The following is a 15,735-nucleotide window of genomic DNA, read 5'->3' on the forward strand; positions in this document are numbered from 1 at the left end:
ATCATGCCAGAAAATGGACCAGACCTTGTCGGCACCGTGTTCACGGCCGCTGGGAACTCCTTGGCAGTACAGGATTTTCCTGGTCAGTACCGGTGCGCAGGTCCCTGGATTGCGCTGTCCAGTATGTTTCTGTGCGCAGCCGAGCACGAGGATGAACGCGATGTCAGCACGAGCGCCTGTTTCCGAACGGTCCCAACGGTCTTCGCTGACCGATGCGTTATTCGCCCTGCTCGTCGCGGTTGTGGTCACCGGTGTGGCGACCGTCTGGATCGTGTTACGGGTGCCGGAGGACCACCAGTTACCGGTCGCGCTGGTGGCCGGCGGACTGTCGGTCGCGCTGTGCGTCGCGGTCGGCACCGGCGTCTACGCGGCGACCAGGGTCCAGGTGCACCGCGCCCGGCTCGCGGCCCTGGAGCGGGAGAGCGCGACGCTGGTCAACGACGTGGTGCCGGCGGCGGCCGGCCGGGTCCGCGACGGCGCCACCGCGACCACCGTGCTCAACGAGTTTCCCCGTCCGGCCAACGGGATCCACCGTGAACTGCTGCGCACCGTGACCCGCGAGGTCGGCGTGAGCGAACGCCAGCGCGCGGCGGTGATGGCCGCGTGCGCGAGCGCCGCCGGCCGCGTGCAGGCGATGGCGACCAGCATGCTCGCCGAACTGCGCGAGATGGAGGGCCGGCACTCCGAGGAGGTGCTCGGTGACCTCCTCAAACTCGACCACAGCACCGCCCAGACCGGCCGGCTGGCCGACAGCATCGCGGTGCTCACCGGCGCCCGCTCCGGCCGGCGCTGGACCAGGCCGATCGTGATGGAGAGCATCCTGCGCGGCGCGATGGGCCGCATCCGGGCCTACCAGCGGGTTCGGGTCCACTCGGGCAGCGAGGCGGCGATCGTCGGCTACGCCGCCGAGGACGTGATGCACGCGCTGGCCGAGCTGATGGACAACGCCACCCGGTTCTCCGCGCCGACCGAGGAGGTGCACGTCTACGTCGAGGAGCTGCACAGCGGCGTCGTCGTGACCATCGAGGACGGCGGCCTCGGGATGAAACCGCAGGCGCTCTCGCGCGCCGAGGCGGTGGTCTCGACCGACGGGCCGCTGGACCTCGCCCGGCTCTCCGGCAGCCGGTTGGGCCTGGTCGTCGTGGGTGCCCTGGCGCGCAAACACAAGCTGCACGTGTACTTCCGGCCCTCCTCGCGCGGCGGCACCGGTGTGGTCGTGCGGGTGCCCAACCAGCTGGTCGTGCACCCGCGTGAGGAGGCCGATCTGCCGGCGCCGTCGACCCTGCCGATGGCGCTGCCGACGACCCCGTCGCCGCAGCCGCGCCGGGGCACCGCCCGGCAGGCCAGGGGCACGACCGCCGTCCTCGACCCGGACCCGCCGCCGCGACCGGAGCCCGAGCCCGGTCAGCTCGCCGCCCGGCCCACCGAGGACGATCCCGGGCAGCCTCCCGAACCGGACAGCACACCGGAGGACACCGAGCCACCGGACAAGCTGACGCTGCCCAAGCGTCCGCGCGGCAGCACCCTGGCCCGCGTGCGGGGCGCCAGCGAGCCGCCGGTGCCGCCCCGGCCCAAGCCGCGCACCGACCTCGCCGCGCGGTTCAGCGCGTTCCAGCAAGGCAGCCGCACCCCCAAGTCCCCGGACGGTGGCCAGACCACCGATCCGTCCGCAGGTCCGTCAGCGACCGGAGAGGATGATCACCGATGACCGGCATGGCGACCGACGCCAACCTCACGTGGCTGCTGGAGACCCTGGTGTCCGACACCGCGGGTGCCACGCACGCGCTCGTGCTGTCCCGGGACGGCCTGAAGCTGTGCCACACCGCTGGCCTGAGCATCGACAAGGCCGACCAGCTCGCCGCGATCGCCGCCGGTGTGCAGGCGCTCTCGCAGGGCGCGTCGGTGGAGTTCGGCGACGGCACCGGCGGCGTGCGGCAGTCGATGACCGAGTTCCACGGCGGCATCCTGTTCATCGTGGAGGCCGGTGAGGGCGCGCACCTGGCGGTGCTGGCCGAGGCCGAAGCCGACGTGGGCCTGATCGGCCACAAGATGAACGAGCTGGTCGAGCAGATCGGCGACTTCCTGATCGCCCCGCCCCGCCGGCCCCAGCACTCGCGGCCGGCATGACCCGCCGCCACCTCGACAGCGAGGGCCCCGACCGGCTCTACACGCTGACCAGGGGCCGCAGCAGCTCCAAGGACACCAACCTGGATCTGGTCACGCTGATCGTCACCAACGGTGAGCCGGAGCCGGGGATGCAGTCCGAGCACGTGCGGATCATGCGGATGTGCCGCGCGCCGGCGGCCGTCGTGGAGATCTCCGCCGAGCTCGGCCTGCCCGTCGGGGTGACGAAGATCCTGCTGTCGGACCTGGTCGCGGGCGGCCGGGTGACCGCGCGCAACCCGACGTCCGCCCGCGCGAACGCGCACTTGCCCGATGCCGCGATCCTGAAGAAGGTGCTCGTTGGACTCAAGAACCTCTGACCCGCAGGCACACACGCCGCTGGCCAGCACAGTGACCGAGGGCCTCAAGATCGTGGTCGTCGGTGGTTTCGGGGTCGGCAAGACGACCCTGGTCCGTTCGGTGAGCGAGATCCGACCGTTGAGCACCGAGGAGACCATGACCCAGGCCGGGGTCGGGGTCGACGACAACGCCGGCGCGGTGGACAAGACGACCACGACCGTCGCGTTCGACTTCGGCCGGATCAGCCTCAACGAGCAGATGGTGCTCTACCTGTTCGGCGCGCCAGGCCAGGAACGGTTCTGGTTCCTGTGGGACAGGCTGTTCGCCGGCACGCTCGGCGCCGTGGTGCTGGTGGACACCCGGCGCCTTGAGGACTCCTGGTACGCCATCGACCGCCTGGAGCACCACGGGACGCCGTTCATCGTGGCCCGCAACAGTTTCCCGGGCGCCGGCCACGACCTGGACGCGGTCCGCGAGGCGCTGTCGCTGGCCGGGGACGTGCCGCTGGTCGACTGTGACGCGCGGGACCGGGAGTCGGTGAAGCGGGTGCTGATCACCCTCGTCGACCACCTGTACGCGCTGTCCACGGAAGGTGCCGGCACATGACCGAGGCGTTGGCCAAGCTCTACGGCCCCCAGTTCCAGCGCGACCCGGGTGCGCTCTACGAGGACATCCGGCGGCGTTACGGCCCGGTCGCCCCGGTGCTGCTGGAGGGCGACGTGCCGGCGTGGTTCGTGTGCGGCTACCGCGAACTGCACCAGGTGACGACGGACGCGCAACTGTTCGCCAGGGACACCCGCCGGTGGAACGCGTGGGACCGCATTCCGGACGACTGGCCGCTGATGGCCTACGTGGTCTACAACCGTTCGATCATGTTCACCGAGGGCCCAGAGCATCGCCGCCGGGCGACCGCGATCAGCGACGCGCTGGCGTCGGTGGACCAGTTCGACCTCGGCGCGCACTGCGAACGCATCGCCGACCAGCTGATCGACAAGTTCGCCGGCAGCGGCGAGGCGGAGCTGATGTCCCAGTACGCCGAGCGCATCCCGTTGCAGGCGGCGGCGGTCATGTGCGGCATGACCGAGGCCGACACCCCCGGCCTGGTCGCCGACCTGGTGGCGTCGTTGGACTCGACCGGCGCGAACTCCATGGAGGCGTTCGACCGGGTCCAGGAGACGATGCGGGTCCTGGTGGAGGACAAGCGTGAGCTGCCAGGCCAGGACGTCCCCAGTGCACTGTTGGCCGACGCCGCCAACCTCACCGGCGAGGAGATCCGCCTGGACCTGTTGTTGATCCTGTCGGCCGCCCACCAGCACACCACGAACTGGATCGGCAACACCATCCGCCTGATGCTCACCGACGACCGCTTCGCCACCAACCTGTCCGGCGGCCGAGCCAGCGTCGGCGACGCCCTCAACGAGGTCCTCTGGCACGACACACCCACCCAGAACTACATCGGCCGTATCGCGACGCGCGACACCCGCCTGGGCGGCCAACGCATCCGCACCGGCGACCTGCTGGTCCTCGGCCTGGCGGCGGCCAACGCCGACCCGCACGTCCAGGCCGCCGACCCGGGCGCCGGCGGCAACCGCGCCCAGATGTCCTTCGGCCACGGCGAACACGGCTGCCCCTACCCCGCCCCAGAACTCGCCGAGACGATCGCGAAGACCAGCGTCGAGGTCCTGCTGGACCGCCTGCCGGACCTGACCCTGGCCGTCCCCGCCGAAGCCCTGAACTGGCGGGCGTCGGTGTGGATGCGCGCCCTGACCGCCCTCCCGGTGACCTTCACCCCGACCTACGTCCCGTAGACGCTCCGCGCCGTTGTGGTTCGCGTTCACCACCTCAGGACCAGCCGACATCAGGCACCGCGACCCACTCGACCGGGCCGGGCGGCAGCCCGGTGCCGATGGCGAACTCGACGACCACAGACCGCAGTGCCTGGACGGAGATGAACGACTCGGGTGGAAGCACGGTGTCGCCCGGGTTCCAGGCGTCATGGACGAGCGTGACGTCGTCCCGGCCGGCGGTGCCTGTCGTGCGCCAGGAGTGAAGGCGTCGCTGTTTGTCCAGGGCGACCAGTACGGCGGCGGCCACCTGGTGGTCCCGGTTGAACTGGAACCGCAGGTTGGCCGACGCCGGCTCACCCTGGGGGGTGAGGTACAGGCTGTGCACCATGGAGTCGTCGCCCAGCGAGTCCAGCAGGTCCAGCACCGTGACCACCGCGTCCACACTGTCGAACGAGACGTTGTGGACGGCATCACGGAGGTAGAAGACCCCGGTTGCCCGCAGGTTCCGGTCGTCCGGACCGGCAAGGTCGACCGTGGCCAGCCTGGCGGTCATGACGCGTTCCCGGTGAGTTTCACCGAGGGGCGACCGTCGGCGATTTCGCGGGGTGACCAGACTGCCAACGTGGCACCGTCGGGCAGAAGAGCCGGGACGAGGGCCGCACAGGTGTACGGGAGTTGGATCTCGGTTCCGCACACCCCGCGAGGAAAGTTGATCACAAGCACTCCCGAGCTGAGTTCGTTCTCGCGCATCAGCGCCGCCACCTTGGCCTCCACATGATCGACCACGTTGGGCCGCACCGGCGACCGCACCACACCCAGGTCGTACAAGGTGGACAGAACTCGTTCCGAGTCGTCGTCCCGCCGGCTGTCGAACCGGAACGCGTTGCCGTCCTCGTCGAAGAACAGACCGGTCGTGATCGTGGCATCCGCGATGCTGTCATAGCGGTCGGCGGCCCACGCGGCGTCGGTGACGGCGTCGGTGAGGCTGTCCGGGCAGCCGTCCCCGGTGGTGCCTTCCGCCGATGCCGTCGGCCACCAGGATGGGATGTAGGAGCAGGCGAACCGGCCACAGCTCGGGGCGTAGAGGAAGTTCAGGACCAGCCACAGCACGGCGGCCATGACCACGATCCCGGTCAGGGACGACAGTGTCCTGCCGGCTGGTCTCAGTGCCATGTCAGCTCGGTGGTCCAGGTTCTGACACGCGTGCGGCGCGGTGTCACGGGAGGTCGTCGGCTTTGGGGAGGGACAGGCGGGCGGCGGTGAAGGCCTGGATGGCTTCCAGCAGGTCGGTCGTCGTTCTGCTGGGCCGGCTGGTCCGGTGGAGGGCGATGTGGACGTGTTCGACCGAGGTCACGATGCCGTGGATTCGTTGGGCTGGTTTCAGTTCCAGTACCGGGGCCAGTGCTTCGGCGGCGCCGTCGACGTTTCCCTGTTGGACGCGGGCCAGGGCCAGCGCGCACCGCGCACCTGGTTCGTCGCCGAAGCCTCGGTCGTGGGCGGGGGCGGTGGTGAGGGCGTCGAGTGCCTCGGTCGCCAGCCGCTCGGTGTGGGGGGCTTCGTCTGCGGCCCAGGTCAGGGCGTCGGCGGCGAAGTAGAGCTGCCGGGACCGGGGGAACCAGTAGCCGCCTCCCAGGTTGTCCAGGTCGTCCGGCTGGAACCGCTCGCGCAGTTCGGCGGCCCGGTCGATCTCGACACGCGCGTCGGCGATGCGGCCCAGCGCCGCCAGCGCCCGTGCCTGACCGCTGCTGAGTCGGATGCTGGCACTGCCACGGCTGCGGGCGGCGGTTTCGGCGCCCTGTTCGGCGTACCGGAGTGCGTCGTCGCGGCGGCCCGACCAGTAGGCGATCCCTGACTGCAGGCCACGTACCCAGGTGCGTAGCCCGTCGTGTCCGGCGTTGTCCGCGCAGACGTAGGCCGTGCGGGCCTGGGTCATCGCGTCGTGGGCGGCGCCGACGTCGTGGGACACCTTGGCCATGAACCCGGTCGCGACGCCCGCGAGCAGGTACAGGTCCCGGGCCTGGTCCGGTTTCTGGCGACCTTCGAGCAGGTTGAACGCACGGTCCTGGGTGTCCACCAGGTCGCCGAGGAGCTGGATGAGCGTCTGCTCCCGGGAGGCGACCGCCAGCCGGCGGATGTCGTCTGCCAACTGGTCGATGGTTTCCGCACCCACGTTGGATGCCTCCGCTCTTGTCAGAAAATCTCGTGCGCGGTCGGCGCTCATGGCGACCACCTGCCCCTGCCAGTCGGTTCGGGCGCTGCCCCGGTCGCCGTACCGGCGGGCCGGCACCACCGCCCCGGTCCCGTACGGCGCGCCGAACAGGTGGGCCGCCGGTTCGCCGAACAGGCGTTCCAGCGCGGCCTGGGCGTGCGGGTAGGGCAGGGACTGGAGGTCTCCGGCGACCCAGCGGTAGGCCTGTCGTTCGCTCAGGTCGGTGCCGGCGGCGCGTTCGTAGCGTCGCCGGAAGTCCTCCAGGGTCAGGTGGCGTTGGCGCAGGATCTGCTCCAGCCGTGTCCGTGGCTGATCACCCACCGTGTACCTCCGACCCCGTTCCGTTCTCGCCTCACCGTACGCCGGCCGACCGCCTCATCAGGGCAGACGACGGGAGAAGGCGCCAGACGGCAGCGGCGGCGGCGTACTGCCGCCGCTGCCGTGGACCGACTCTGGGTGGGGAGCCGGAAAGGCCGGCACGAGCACCGAACGGGACACACCATGACGGAGTTGGACGCGCTGCTGGCGGAGGCCGGCCGGCGCGGTTTCCTCTGGCACCAGTTCCGGGTCGACGAGCACGGCCCGGACGTGCTCGCCGGCCTGTACCGGTGGCCGACGTGCGCGGATGTCGTGGTGCTTCTCGACGAGAACACCTCGCACGCCTACCGGGTACCGCTCGACGCGGCGGACGTGTTCGCGCCGACGCACGTCCACTGGGGCTACTACCAGCCGCCGCAGGTCAGTGCGGTGTGGGTGCTGCGCGCGCTGCTCACGATCCCCCGCCCCGACGAGCCGGGCGGGCTGGGGCCGTTGACCCCCGCACCCGAGGGCACCGTCGTGCCGGGCGCCCGGGTCCCGGTCCGACTGCGCCGACGATCAACCCTGGGGAGCACATGAACGGATCCGCCCGCTATCTGGCCGTCCTGGATTCCCTTCGGGAGTTCTTCCGGGACTGTCCGATGAACTCGGAGATGTCCTCGATCCAGCTCACCGCCGACGGCCACCCGCAGGTGATCGTCCGGTTGCGGGCGACGGACCCGGCGCTGATCGCGGCGGGGATCGTCGAATGGAGACGCACGCTCGCCCGGGGGAACACCTGGGCGTGGCGCACACCGTGCGGCACCGAGATCCACGTCGCGACCACCGGGCACGCGCCGGAGGACACCGAGGTGCCCATCACGGTGGTCGCCGGGCCGGTCCCGAACGACTGCGGTCTCGACCACGACCTGGAGCCCGGCCGGCCGGACGAACTCGGCGACGACACGCTGTACCAGTGGCTGGGCAACGAGATCGCGACCACCTGGCCCTTCGGGCCACTACCCCATGGAGCAACCACATGACCGCCACACCGTTCGCCCTGGTCAGCACCGAGGATCCGGACAAGGTTTTCGCCTACGGGCTCGACATCGACCTGCCGTCCGGCCGTAACGTCGTCACCTTCCGCCGGGAACCCACCGGGCAGAAACTGTTCGCCACCCACGAGTCCGTGGAATCGGCGCGGCGGCGATTCAGCGTGATCACCCCGCTGGACCTCGTCTGGGAAACGCACTGTGGCTGCGCGACCGGTGACTAGTGGACAGGCCCCGTCAGGGGTGCGGGGTCACGCCGCCCACGCGGTTGCCCTCGGCGTCGTACGCGTCGACCGTCGCCGGTGGGGGGTTGTCGCCCGCGAGCCACCAGTCGGTCGGGCGGATGACGCGGGCGGCGTAGACGTCGCCCACGAGCGTCGCGTCGGTGGTCAGGTCCGCCACGGTGAGGGTGACCCGGGCGGTCGTGGCGGGATCGACGCGGCCGACGACGAGCTGGTAGCCCTGCTCCGGGTCGCCTGTGACGGGGGCGGTCTGGTTGAGGTCCGCGGAGATCGGTGGCCGGAACTCGCCCAGGACGGCGAAACCGGGCTTGTACTCGCCGCCGAACTCGCAGGTGATCACCATCTCGCCGCTGTAGAGCACGGCGAGTTGGCCGGCGGCGTCGGCGAACGCGAGTTTCAGCTCGAAGGTGCCGGCCGGCTCGCCGGCCAACGCCGCATAGTCCTCGACGCCCGCGCTGTCCACGCAGCCCTGGACGAGCCCGGGGACGTCCTCGGCAGGCACCTGGATCTGCCGCAGGCCCTCCTCGGCGGTGGTCGGGGGCGCGGCGGCGGTGGTCGTGGCCGACCCGGCCACCTGCCCGTCACTGTCACCGAGGGGGACGAACCACATGACCAGGCCGAGGGCGACGACCGCCGTGGTCACGGTGAGAGCCGGGGCCAGCCACCGGCGCGGCGGCGGTTGGCTCGCGGCGCGGACGAGGGTGGCGCGGATCCGGGCGTGCCGGTGGGGCGGCAGGTCGCGGGCCGGCGGCAGTGTGGTGTTCATCAGAGAGCCTCCTCCGGGGTGGTGAGCGCGACGACGGGCGCTGTGAGCTGGTCACGGAGCCGGGCGCGGGCCTTGCTGACCCGCGCCCGCACGCTGACCTCGGCGATCCCCAGCACCGCGGCGGCGTCGGCGTAGGACACGCCGGACCACACGCACAGGCTGAGTGCTTCCCGCTGGTTGCGGGGAAGTTCCCGCACCGCCGCCAGCAGCTCGGTCATGCGTCGTTCGTCGTCGATGCGGCGGGCGACGTCCTCGGCGTGGTCGGGGATGTCCTCAATCGGCAGTCGCTGGGTGGTGCGCAGCCATCTGGTCACCGAGCGGTGGTGCGAGTGCACCACGTTGGTGGCCACGCCGAGCAGCCACGGCAGCGCCGAGTCGTTGGTCAGCCGCACCCGCGCCCGTTTGCGCCAGGCCAGGAGAAAGACGGCTTGCGTCAGGTCCTCGGCCGCTCCCCAGGACCCGACGAGCCGGAAGCAGTGGTTGTAGACCGCACGCGCGTGGCGGTCGAACAGCAGGCCGAAGGCCCCGCCGTCGCCGCCGCGGGCGGTGTCCCACAGCTCCCGGTCCGTCCGGTTGTCGATCGTCATGTCAGGTAGTGCCCACCACGACCGGAAGTGTTGCCTACCGCGCTACAGCTCCTCGGGAGGTGGCAGCGGATCGAAGTCGGGGTCGTCCTCGATGGCGGTTCGGGTGGCTTCCTGGTTCTCGTCGATCATGCGGGTGAGCAGGCCCTGGAGGAGGGCGGCGTTCGGGGACTCGCCGGCGAAGATCGCCGGCCAGGTGTCGTCGCCCTCGGAGACCAGGCGGGCGAGTTCCTCCATGTCGAAGCCGAGGTCGCCGGCCTGCGCGGCCTCCTGGAGGTCGCGCAGTTCCTCCGGGGTCGGCTCGTTGTCGCGTTGGAAGCGGGCGAGGTCCTGCCTGGTCTGGGTGACGAGTTCGTCGAACTGGGCGCTGGCCTCGCGGAACTGGTCCTCCAGGCTGGAGAAGTCGCTGGTCACGCCGGGACCGCCGCGGGCGCCGGCGGCAGCGACTCGGCGCTGAACGTGCTGACGGCGGCGACGAACAGCGCCTTGACCATGTTCAGCGCGTTCCAGAACACCATGATCACCTTACGGGCGCTGTTGATCATCGTGATGGCTTCTTTGACGGTCTTGATGAGTTTCCACTGCCCGTAGGCGGGAATCGCGGCGTTGCTCAGCGCGGCGGAGACCAGGCTGATCACCGTCTTGATGATGTCGACGACGACCTGGGCCATGTTGACCGCCTGCTGGATGGCGTCGCGCAGGTGCGCGGCGACCTGGCGCATCGCCGTGCTCTGGTCGGTGAAACACGTGCTCCACTTGTCCATGTGCGACGCGGACGCGGCCGACGCGTCACCGGTCCAGGTGCGCACGATCGCCCCGCGCCCCGCGTCGAGGTTCGCGTCGACGACCTCGACGCAGTCGGCGACGTGTTCCCAGGCGGACACCTGCTTCGACGCCTTCGCCACGTCACCGGCGATCCACTTGGTGACGTACTCGCGCGGGTCCGGGCCGCCCACCCACACCACCAGTTCGCACACCTTGTCCAGGATCCAGCCGAACGACACCTCGGGCAGCGTCGCCCCGCCGTCGGTCGGCGGGGTGAGCTTGCCGGTGGCCGACGCGCCGTCGTCGAACCCGGTGGCGACACCGTCGTCGGTGATGTCGGCGGTCTGGCCGCCGATCGTGGTGAACCGCTCGCGGGAGCGCTCGTCCTCGGCCTGGTAGGTGTCGGCGCTGGACCCGAGCGCGGTCGAGGCCCGCCCGAGCCCGGTGGCGTCGGCCTGGAGGACGGTGTGGAAGGCGGTGATCAGCGCCGCGTAGTCGCCGGTGATCAGCTCCAGAATTCTCCCGAAATCGGCGTCGGCGATATTGCTGGCGGCATAGCCGTGGGCCGCTTCCATGGCCCCGGATCCACGCTCGACCTGACCCGCCCAACCCCGAAGATCACTGAGTTCCACCGTGATGTCCGCCATGAACACTCCCCGTCAACGTCGTCAACCCGGAGAGCATGCCACGCCGCCAGCGGGAATTTCAGTGCGTTTGCCAAAAAGCGACCATCACGGCCGCCTGGAGGACGAACACGCCGAGGATGACCGCCCACTGTCGACCGAACGACCAGTGCCGCGCCACGGCGACGAGCATCGCCACCACCCCGACAACTCCCGACACCACACAGATCACCGCCCACACGGTGTCTCCCGAGGTCGCCCCGATCACCCCGGCGATCACCGAGAACAACACGGCGCCGGTGATCAGTGCCTCCCGCAGAAACCCTTCCGCCAGCGCGGCCAGGGCGGTCGGGACGAAACGTGTCCAGGCCCTGCGTTTCTCGGGTCCCCCGTCCGCGCGGTCGATCGCGTCCGCCCGGTCGTGGGCCGAGCGGAACAACGGACCGTCCTCGGGCGTCGGCTCACGGTCAGGCATGGCTCCACCCTAGCCCGCACAGGAATTCTGTCGATGCTTTCCCGGCGCTTTCCCCGCCGGGACAACAATTCCCGCCTCAGAACGTGTTGGCCATTCGGCAGGGGTGCGGGGCGCCGGTGAGAACGTCGAGCATCCGGGCGTCGGCCGGGGCGGCGTCGATCAGGCCGGCGCGCCGGAGCATGGCGCTGTCGGCGGAGCCGGCGTACCAGGGGCCCAGGGCCCGGGCGTCGACCCGGACGGTGCCGGCGCCGCCGGGTTCACAGGTGACCTTGCCGTGCTCGACGACGATGCGGTGGCGCCCGGCGTTCCACGGCGCGTGCTCGTCGGTGACGTCCAGGTCGATGGCGAACGGGGTGAGGTGTTCGGCCATCGGCCAGCCCCTGGCGGCGACGGCGGCCGGCAGGTCGACCACGCGCAGCATCCACGGGTGGTTGCGGATGTCGTGGGCGACCGGCTGGTTCACCAGGAACTGCCAGCAGGCGGGGTCGACGATCCGCAGCGACACCTCGTCGACGATGCCGGTCCAGCGGCCGAGGTTGGCCAGCAGGCCCAGCGCGGTCAGCGGGTCGCGCGCGACCAGGTCGTGGCAGATGACCTGCTGGCCGTCGGGGCGGTCGGCCAGCAGGTAGCCCTGGACCGAGCCGTCCGGGCCGGGCACGAGGTCGATCAGGTCGAACTCGAGAGGCTGCTCGGGGCGGAACGACGCGCTCGACCTGTCCAGCATTCCGTCCACTGTGGACGCCAGGGCGTAGTAGGCGTCCAGCACGGCCGGCAGGTCCTCCTCGGCGGCCCGGCGCAGCACCGGGCGCGTCGCCGGCCTGGGCAGCATCGCCAGCGCCTCGACCCGCAGCGTCACCCTCTCGTAGACGCCGACCTGCTCCCAGCCCCGCCCCCGGTAGAGCGCCGGCGCGGACGGGAACAGCGCGGAGACGACCTGGCCCCGGTCACGCATGTGCACCAGGGCGGCGTCGAGCAGGGTGTTCGCCACGCCGTGGCCCCGGGCGTGCGGGTGCACGGCGACGTTGGCCAGCCCGCCCATCGGCACCGACTCGCCGCCGAAGAACTGGCCGTACTCGCGCACCTTGACACAGCCGGCCAGCCCGCCGTCGTCCTCGGCGACCAGGCCGGTGAAGCCGACGTGGGCCGACCAGTAGGACCGGGGGCCGGGCTCGCGCGGGCCGCCGAACGCGATCCGGGACAGCTCGTACAGGTCGGCGTCGTCGTCGGCCTGGTAGTCCCGCACCCGCATGCCACCGCTCCTCTATGACCAGTCGAAGAATCCCCGGCCAGTCTTACGACCGAGGTCGCCGCGCGCCACCATGTTTCGCAGCAGGTCGGGAGGGGTGAACCTCGGGCCGAGTTCGCGTTCGAGGTGCTCGGCGATGGACAGCCGCACGTCGAGGCCGACGAGGTCGGTCAGCCGCAGCGGGCCCATCGGCCAGCCGTAGCCCAGGCGCATGCCGGTGTCGATGTCCTCGGCGGTGGCGACGCCCTCCGCCAGCATGCGGATGGCCTCCAGGCCGACCGCCACGCCGAGGCGTGAGGTCGCGAAGCCGGGCGAGTCGCGGACCTCGATGACGGTCTTGCCCAGCGCCTCGGCGTAGCCGCGCACGGTCGCGGCGGTGCCCTCGGCGAGCCCGTCGTGCACGACGAGTTCGACGAGCACCTGCACCGGCACGGGGTTGAAGAAGTGCATGCCGATGACCCGCTCGCCGGGCAGCCCGGCCGCCAGCCCCCCGATCGACAGCGACGAGGTGTTCGACGCGAGCACCGCGTCCGGGCAGCTCACCGCGGCGTCGCCGAGCACCTGCCGCTTGAGCGCGACGTCCTCCGGGACGGCCTCGACGACCAGCTCGGCGGCCGGCGGCAGCGAGGCGATGCCGTCGACGACCGAGAGCCGGGCGAGCAGCTCGTCGACGCCGGTGGTCAGCTTGCCGCGCTCGCTGGCCTTGCGCAGCGAGGCGGCCACGGCGTCCTGGGCGGCGGCGACCCGGGCGGCGCCGTTCTCGGCGACGGTGACCCGGGTGCCGGCGGCGAGCAGGACGTGCGCGATGCCCGCGCCCATGGTGCCGCCGCCGATCACCGCGGCGGTGCGGGGAGCACTCACTCGACGACCTCGGCGGAGAACATCGCCACCAGCTCCATGCCACCGATCTCGGTGAGGTTCGCGCCAGCGGCCTGCCACTGCGGCGACCGCAGCGCGGTCTTCATGTCCTCTTTGGACTCGAAGTACAGCTCAGCGATCAGGTAGGGGGCGGTCTCACCGAGGAAGCCGGGCACGAAGGTCCGCGTCACCTTGGCGACCTCCTGGCGGACCAGCCCCGGAACGTCGTCGATGAGCGGCTTGTGGGACTCGAGATAGGCCTTGTCGAACGCCTCGGGGTCGGCCGGTGCCTGGTAGAGGGCAACGTACTTGATCATGTGACACTCCTCGCGTTGGCCAGCACAAGCAATGTAATAGGTACCGACCGTGCACGATACGTACTGTGCGGATCATCCTGTTGAGGCACGCGGAGAGCGTCGGCAACATCGACGAGTTGGCGTACACCAGAACCCCCGACCACGCCCTGCCCCTGACCGCCCGCGGCGAGTCCCAGGCGCGGACGGCCGGCGCGGCGGTCCGCGGGCTGCTGACCGAACCGGCGGCCGCGTACGTCAGCCCGTACGTGCGCTCGGTGCGCACGCTGGCCCTGCTCGGCGTGTCCGACCTGCTGGAACGCACCGTCCCGGAGCCCCGCCTGCGCGAACAGGACTGGGGGAACCTGCAGGACCCGATCGAGCAGGAGATCCAGAAACGCAAGCGGCACGAGTTCGGCCACTTCTTCTACCGGCTCGAACACGGCGAGTCGGGCGCCGACGTCGACGACCGTGTGGCGAGCTTCCTGGCGGAGCTGGAGACACGGATCGCCAAGGACACCGACCACCCGGGGAACGTGCTGATCGTCTCCCACGGCCTGACCATGCGACTGCTGGTCAGGCGGCTGTTCGCGTGGAGCATCGACCTGTTCGAGTCGCTGTCGAACCCCGAGCACTGCGCACACCGGGTCCTCAGCCACCGGGACGGGCGGTGGCACCTGGACCGGCCGTTCGCCCAGTGGCGCTCCTCCCCCGACGGAACATCGCAGGTCACAGGCACCTGACCGCGGTTGCGAAGTCTTCTGAAAAAGTTCAGAATTAACTCATGACCACCGAGGTGCAGTGGAGCGAACTGCAACGCGACCCCAAGGCGGTCGCCGCACTGGCCGACCAGGGTGACGTGCGCGTGCGCCGCCGCGACGGCGCCGCGCTGCTGCTCATCCGCGCCGACCGGGCCTCCAGGTCCGCCGCCGGTGCCGTACAGGCCGCCCGCGCCCTGCGCAGCCTGGTCGAGCACCTCCCGCCGGAGGCCCACGAGGCGATCGCGCGATCGCTGATCGACGCGTTCCCCTGGGTCGACGTGCTCCCGCCCGACGACCAGCGCCAGTTCGTCGCCGACTTCACCCGGGCGTTCCAGATCTCGGCCGAACTCGGCCAGTGGTCCCCACTAGAACAGACGATCGCCGAGTGGCACACCACCGCGACCGTCCACGCCGCCCCGGAACTCGCCGCCAGCCTCAGCACCCCCCTCAACGACGATCTCGGCCCGGTGGCCAGCCCGTTCGAGTCCTGATCGTGCCCGCGAAACGCGGCGACCGCGTCGCCCCGCCACGACGTCCCGACGGCTGGGAGGCGCGCTTCGCCACCAACGAAGCCGCCAAAGGCTGGGAGCAGTTGTGCCACACCGCTCACTCGAACACCTGGGAGGCCTGGGTCGTTCTCACTGAGCGACCGTGCACCCCACAGAACCCCTCGCGGCAGAGTCGCCTACGCGGCACGCTCGGCACCCGCGAGATCCACGGGCGGCTTCTGGAGCAGTGGCAGTACGAGGTCACCGCTGGTGGCCGGATCTGGTACTGCCCGGATCCGGATCGGCACATCGTCTGGGTCGTACTGGCGAGTCCCGCCCACCCAAAGGCCACCGAACAGTCATAGGCCTTCGAGGATGAGGACCCCAGGCGGCCGTCGTTCGCGGACGACCACGGCAAGCGCGACAACCCCGCCGTGGTCGCGGCGCTGACCAGCAGATCCAGATAGACGCGGACCGCGTCGCCTTCCATTCTGTCGTGGCCGGCGGCATAACCCGCACGTTCGAATTCCCAGCCGGAGAGGAACGCTTCGCGGTCGAGCACCGCGATCGGCGTGCTGAGCACCAACGCGAGAACCGCAGCGCTCCTCGCCACCGGCAGCCGGCACTCCCGCCGGCGCGCCAGAACGGCCGCGACAGCCACCGACGCGGCCGCGTACTGGCGCCCCGCGACCAGACAGGAATTCCGCGTGCCGTGCTGGTGAAGGCGTACCGAACACAGCACTCCGGCGCCGACGAGCAACGCGTCGAGCATGTCGGGGCAACCAGTTCTCATGCGCTACCAGCGTCGGCGACAATGCGAGCAGTA

Annotated in this window: 22 protein-coding genes; 10 read left to right on the forward strand and 12 right to left on the reverse strand. The window is 70.7% G+C overall.

What is annotated here, in order from left to right; translation table 11 throughout:
- The first annotated feature begins 160 nt into the window (after positions 1 to 160).
- Genes BLA60_RS14185 through BLA60_RS14205 form a run of 5 tightly spaced genes read left to right on the forward strand, consistent with a single transcriptional unit; the run spans position 161 to position 4,271 of the window.
- Positions 161 to 1,708, forward strand: coding sequence for a sensor histidine kinase (locus tag BLA60_RS14185; protein ID WP_075133295.1), 1,548 nt, complete (start codon positions 161 to 163; stop codon positions 1,706 to 1,708).
- On the forward strand, positions 1,705 to 2,127 hold the full coding sequence (locus tag BLA60_RS14190) for a roadblock/LC7 domain-containing protein (RefSeq protein ID WP_084734904.1): 423 nt from the start codon (positions 1,705 to 1,707) through the stop codon (positions 2,125 to 2,127). The genes BLA60_RS14185 and BLA60_RS14190 overlap by 4 nt, the downstream gene beginning before the upstream one ends.
- A complete protein-coding gene (locus tag BLA60_RS14195; RefSeq protein WP_075133296.1) occupies positions 2,124 to 2,483 on the forward strand; it encodes a DUF742 domain-containing protein in 360 nt (119 codons plus the stop codon). The genes BLA60_RS14190 and BLA60_RS14195 overlap by 4 nt, the downstream gene beginning before the upstream one ends.
- Complete coding sequence (locus tag BLA60_RS14200; RefSeq protein ID WP_075133297.1) at positions 2,464 to 3,069, forward strand: GTP-binding protein; 606 nt, start codon at positions 2,464 to 2,466, stop codon at positions 3,067 to 3,069. The genes BLA60_RS14195 and BLA60_RS14200 overlap by 20 nt, the downstream gene beginning before the upstream one ends.
- Entirely contained in the window at positions 3,066 to 4,271 is a 1,206-nt protein-coding gene (locus BLA60_RS14205) for a cytochrome P450 (RefSeq protein ID WP_075133298.1), read from the forward strand. The genes BLA60_RS14200 and BLA60_RS14205 overlap by 4 nt, the downstream gene beginning before the upstream one ends.
- 34 nt (positions 4,272 to 4,305) lie before the next feature.
- Here BLA60_RS14205 and BLA60_RS14210 read toward each other — a convergent pair whose 3' ends face one another.
- From BLA60_RS14210 to BLA60_RS14220, 3 genes are all read right to left on the reverse strand, one after another.
- Complete coding sequence (locus BLA60_RS14210; RefSeq protein ID WP_075133299.1) at positions 4,306 to 4,803, reverse strand: Imm1 family immunity protein; 498 nt, start codon at positions 4,801 to 4,803, stop codon at positions 4,306 to 4,308.
- Positions 4,800 to 5,369 carry a DddA-like double-stranded DNA deaminase toxin gene (locus tag BLA60_RS14215; RefSeq protein WP_162292959.1) on the reverse strand — a complete coding sequence of 190 codons (570 nt, stop codon included), beginning with the start codon at positions 5,367 to 5,369 and terminating at the stop codon, positions 4,800 to 4,802. Before BLA60_RS14215 ends, BLA60_RS14210 begins: the two co-directional genes overlap by 4 nt.
- A 97-nt stretch (positions 5,370 to 5,466) precedes the next feature.
- Complete coding sequence (locus BLA60_RS14220) at positions 5,467 to 6,780, reverse strand: NsdA family TPR-like regulatory protein (protein ID WP_084734905.1); 1,314 nt, start codon at positions 6,778 to 6,780, stop codon at positions 5,467 to 5,469.
- A 180-nt stretch (positions 6,781 to 6,960) separates the two neighbouring features.
- Here BLA60_RS14220 and BLA60_RS14225 point away from each other — a divergent pair, with 180 nt between their 5' ends.
- The 3 genes from BLA60_RS14225 to BLA60_RS14235 are packed head-to-tail and all read left to right on the forward strand — an operon-like array spanning position 6,961 to position 8,032.
- Positions 6,961 to 7,356, forward strand: coding sequence for a hypothetical protein (locus tag BLA60_RS14225; RefSeq protein ID WP_075133301.1), 396 nt, complete (start codon positions 6,961 to 6,963; stop codon positions 7,354 to 7,356).
- On the forward strand, positions 7,353 to 7,799 hold the full coding sequence (locus tag BLA60_RS14230) for a hypothetical protein (protein WP_075133302.1): 447 nt from the start codon (positions 7,353 to 7,355) through the stop codon (positions 7,797 to 7,799). The genes BLA60_RS14225 and BLA60_RS14230 overlap by 4 nt, the downstream gene beginning before the upstream one ends.
- Positions 7,796 to 8,032 (forward strand): hypothetical protein, encoded by a 237-nt coding sequence (locus BLA60_RS14235; RefSeq protein WP_075133303.1) that lies wholly within the window; start codon positions 7,796 to 7,798, stop codon positions 8,030 to 8,032. Before BLA60_RS14230 ends, BLA60_RS14235 begins: the two co-directional genes overlap by 4 nt.
- 13 nt (positions 8,033 to 8,045) lie before the next feature.
- Here BLA60_RS14235 and BLA60_RS14240 read toward each other — a convergent pair whose 3' ends face one another.
- From BLA60_RS14240 to BLA60_RS14275, 8 genes are all read right to left on the reverse strand, one after another.
- On the reverse strand, positions 8,046 to 8,816 hold the full coding sequence (locus BLA60_RS14240; RefSeq protein WP_075133304.1) for a hypothetical protein: 771 nt from the start codon (positions 8,814 to 8,816) through the stop codon (positions 8,046 to 8,048).
- Positions 8,816 to 9,403, reverse strand: a complete 588-nt coding sequence (locus tag BLA60_RS14245) for an RNA polymerase sigma factor (RefSeq protein WP_075133305.1) — start codon at positions 9,401 to 9,403, stop codon at positions 8,816 to 8,818. Before BLA60_RS14245 ends, BLA60_RS14240 begins: the two co-directional genes overlap by 1 nt.
- A gap of 42 nt (positions 9,404 to 9,445) precedes the next feature.
- Positions 9,446 to 9,814 carry a hypothetical protein gene (locus BLA60_RS14250; protein ID WP_075133306.1) on the reverse strand — a complete coding sequence of 123 codons (369 nt, stop codon included), beginning with the start codon at positions 9,812 to 9,814 and terminating at the stop codon, positions 9,446 to 9,448.
- Positions 9,811 to 10,812, reverse strand: coding sequence for a hypothetical protein (locus BLA60_RS14255; protein WP_154814335.1), 1,002 nt, complete (start codon positions 10,810 to 10,812; stop codon positions 9,811 to 9,813). Before BLA60_RS14255 ends, BLA60_RS14250 begins: the two co-directional genes overlap by 4 nt.
- A gap of 58 nt (positions 10,813 to 10,870) precedes the next feature.
- On the reverse strand, positions 10,871 to 11,263 hold the full coding sequence (locus BLA60_RS14260; RefSeq protein WP_075133308.1) for a hypothetical protein: 393 nt from the start codon (positions 11,261 to 11,263) through the stop codon (positions 10,871 to 10,873).
- Positions 11,264 to 11,339: 76 nt separating this feature from the next.
- Positions 11,340 to 12,512, reverse strand: coding sequence for a GNAT family N-acetyltransferase (locus BLA60_RS14265; RefSeq protein WP_075133309.1), 1,173 nt, complete (start codon positions 12,510 to 12,512; stop codon positions 11,340 to 11,342).
- A 12-nt stretch (positions 12,513 to 12,524) separates the two neighbouring features.
- Positions 12,525 to 13,370 carry a 3-hydroxyacyl-CoA dehydrogenase family protein gene (locus BLA60_RS14270; RefSeq protein ID WP_075133310.1) on the reverse strand — a complete coding sequence of 282 codons (846 nt, stop codon included), beginning with the start codon at positions 13,368 to 13,370 and terminating at the stop codon, positions 12,525 to 12,527.
- The gene (locus tag BLA60_RS14275) at positions 13,367 to 13,684 is read right to left on the reverse strand and encodes an EthD family reductase (protein WP_075133311.1); all 318 of its coding nucleotides are present in this window, start codon (positions 13,682 to 13,684) and stop codon (positions 13,367 to 13,369) included. The genes BLA60_RS14270 and BLA60_RS14275 overlap by 4 nt, the downstream gene beginning before the upstream one ends.
- A gap of 65 nt (positions 13,685 to 13,749) precedes the next feature.
- On the opposite strand from BLA60_RS14275, the gene BLA60_RS14280 reads away from it, so the two are divergent.
- Positions 13,750 to 14,403: a histidine phosphatase family protein gene (locus BLA60_RS14280; RefSeq protein ID WP_075133312.1), complete on the forward strand. Its 654-nt coding sequence runs from the start codon at positions 13,750 to 13,752 to the stop codon at positions 14,401 to 14,403.
- A 41-nt stretch (positions 14,404 to 14,444) separates the two neighbouring features.
- On the forward strand, positions 14,445 to 14,912 hold the full coding sequence (locus BLA60_RS14285; protein ID WP_075133313.1) for a hypothetical protein: 468 nt from the start codon (positions 14,445 to 14,447) through the stop codon (positions 14,910 to 14,912).
- A 115-nt stretch (positions 14,913 to 15,027) separates the two neighbouring features.
- On the opposite strand, the gene BLA60_RS43180 is transcribed toward BLA60_RS14285, so the two are convergent.
- Complete coding sequence (locus tag BLA60_RS43180; protein WP_154814336.1) at positions 15,028 to 15,681, reverse strand: hypothetical protein; 654 nt, start codon at positions 15,679 to 15,681, stop codon at positions 15,028 to 15,030.
- Positions 15,682 to 15,735: the final 54 nt, after the last annotated feature.

It is taken from the genome of Actinophytocola xinjiangensis, from assembly GCF_001921215.1.
GTDB classification, from domain to species: Bacteria; Actinomycetota; Actinomycetes; order Mycobacteriales; family Pseudonocardiaceae; genus Actinophytocola; species Actinophytocola xinjiangensis.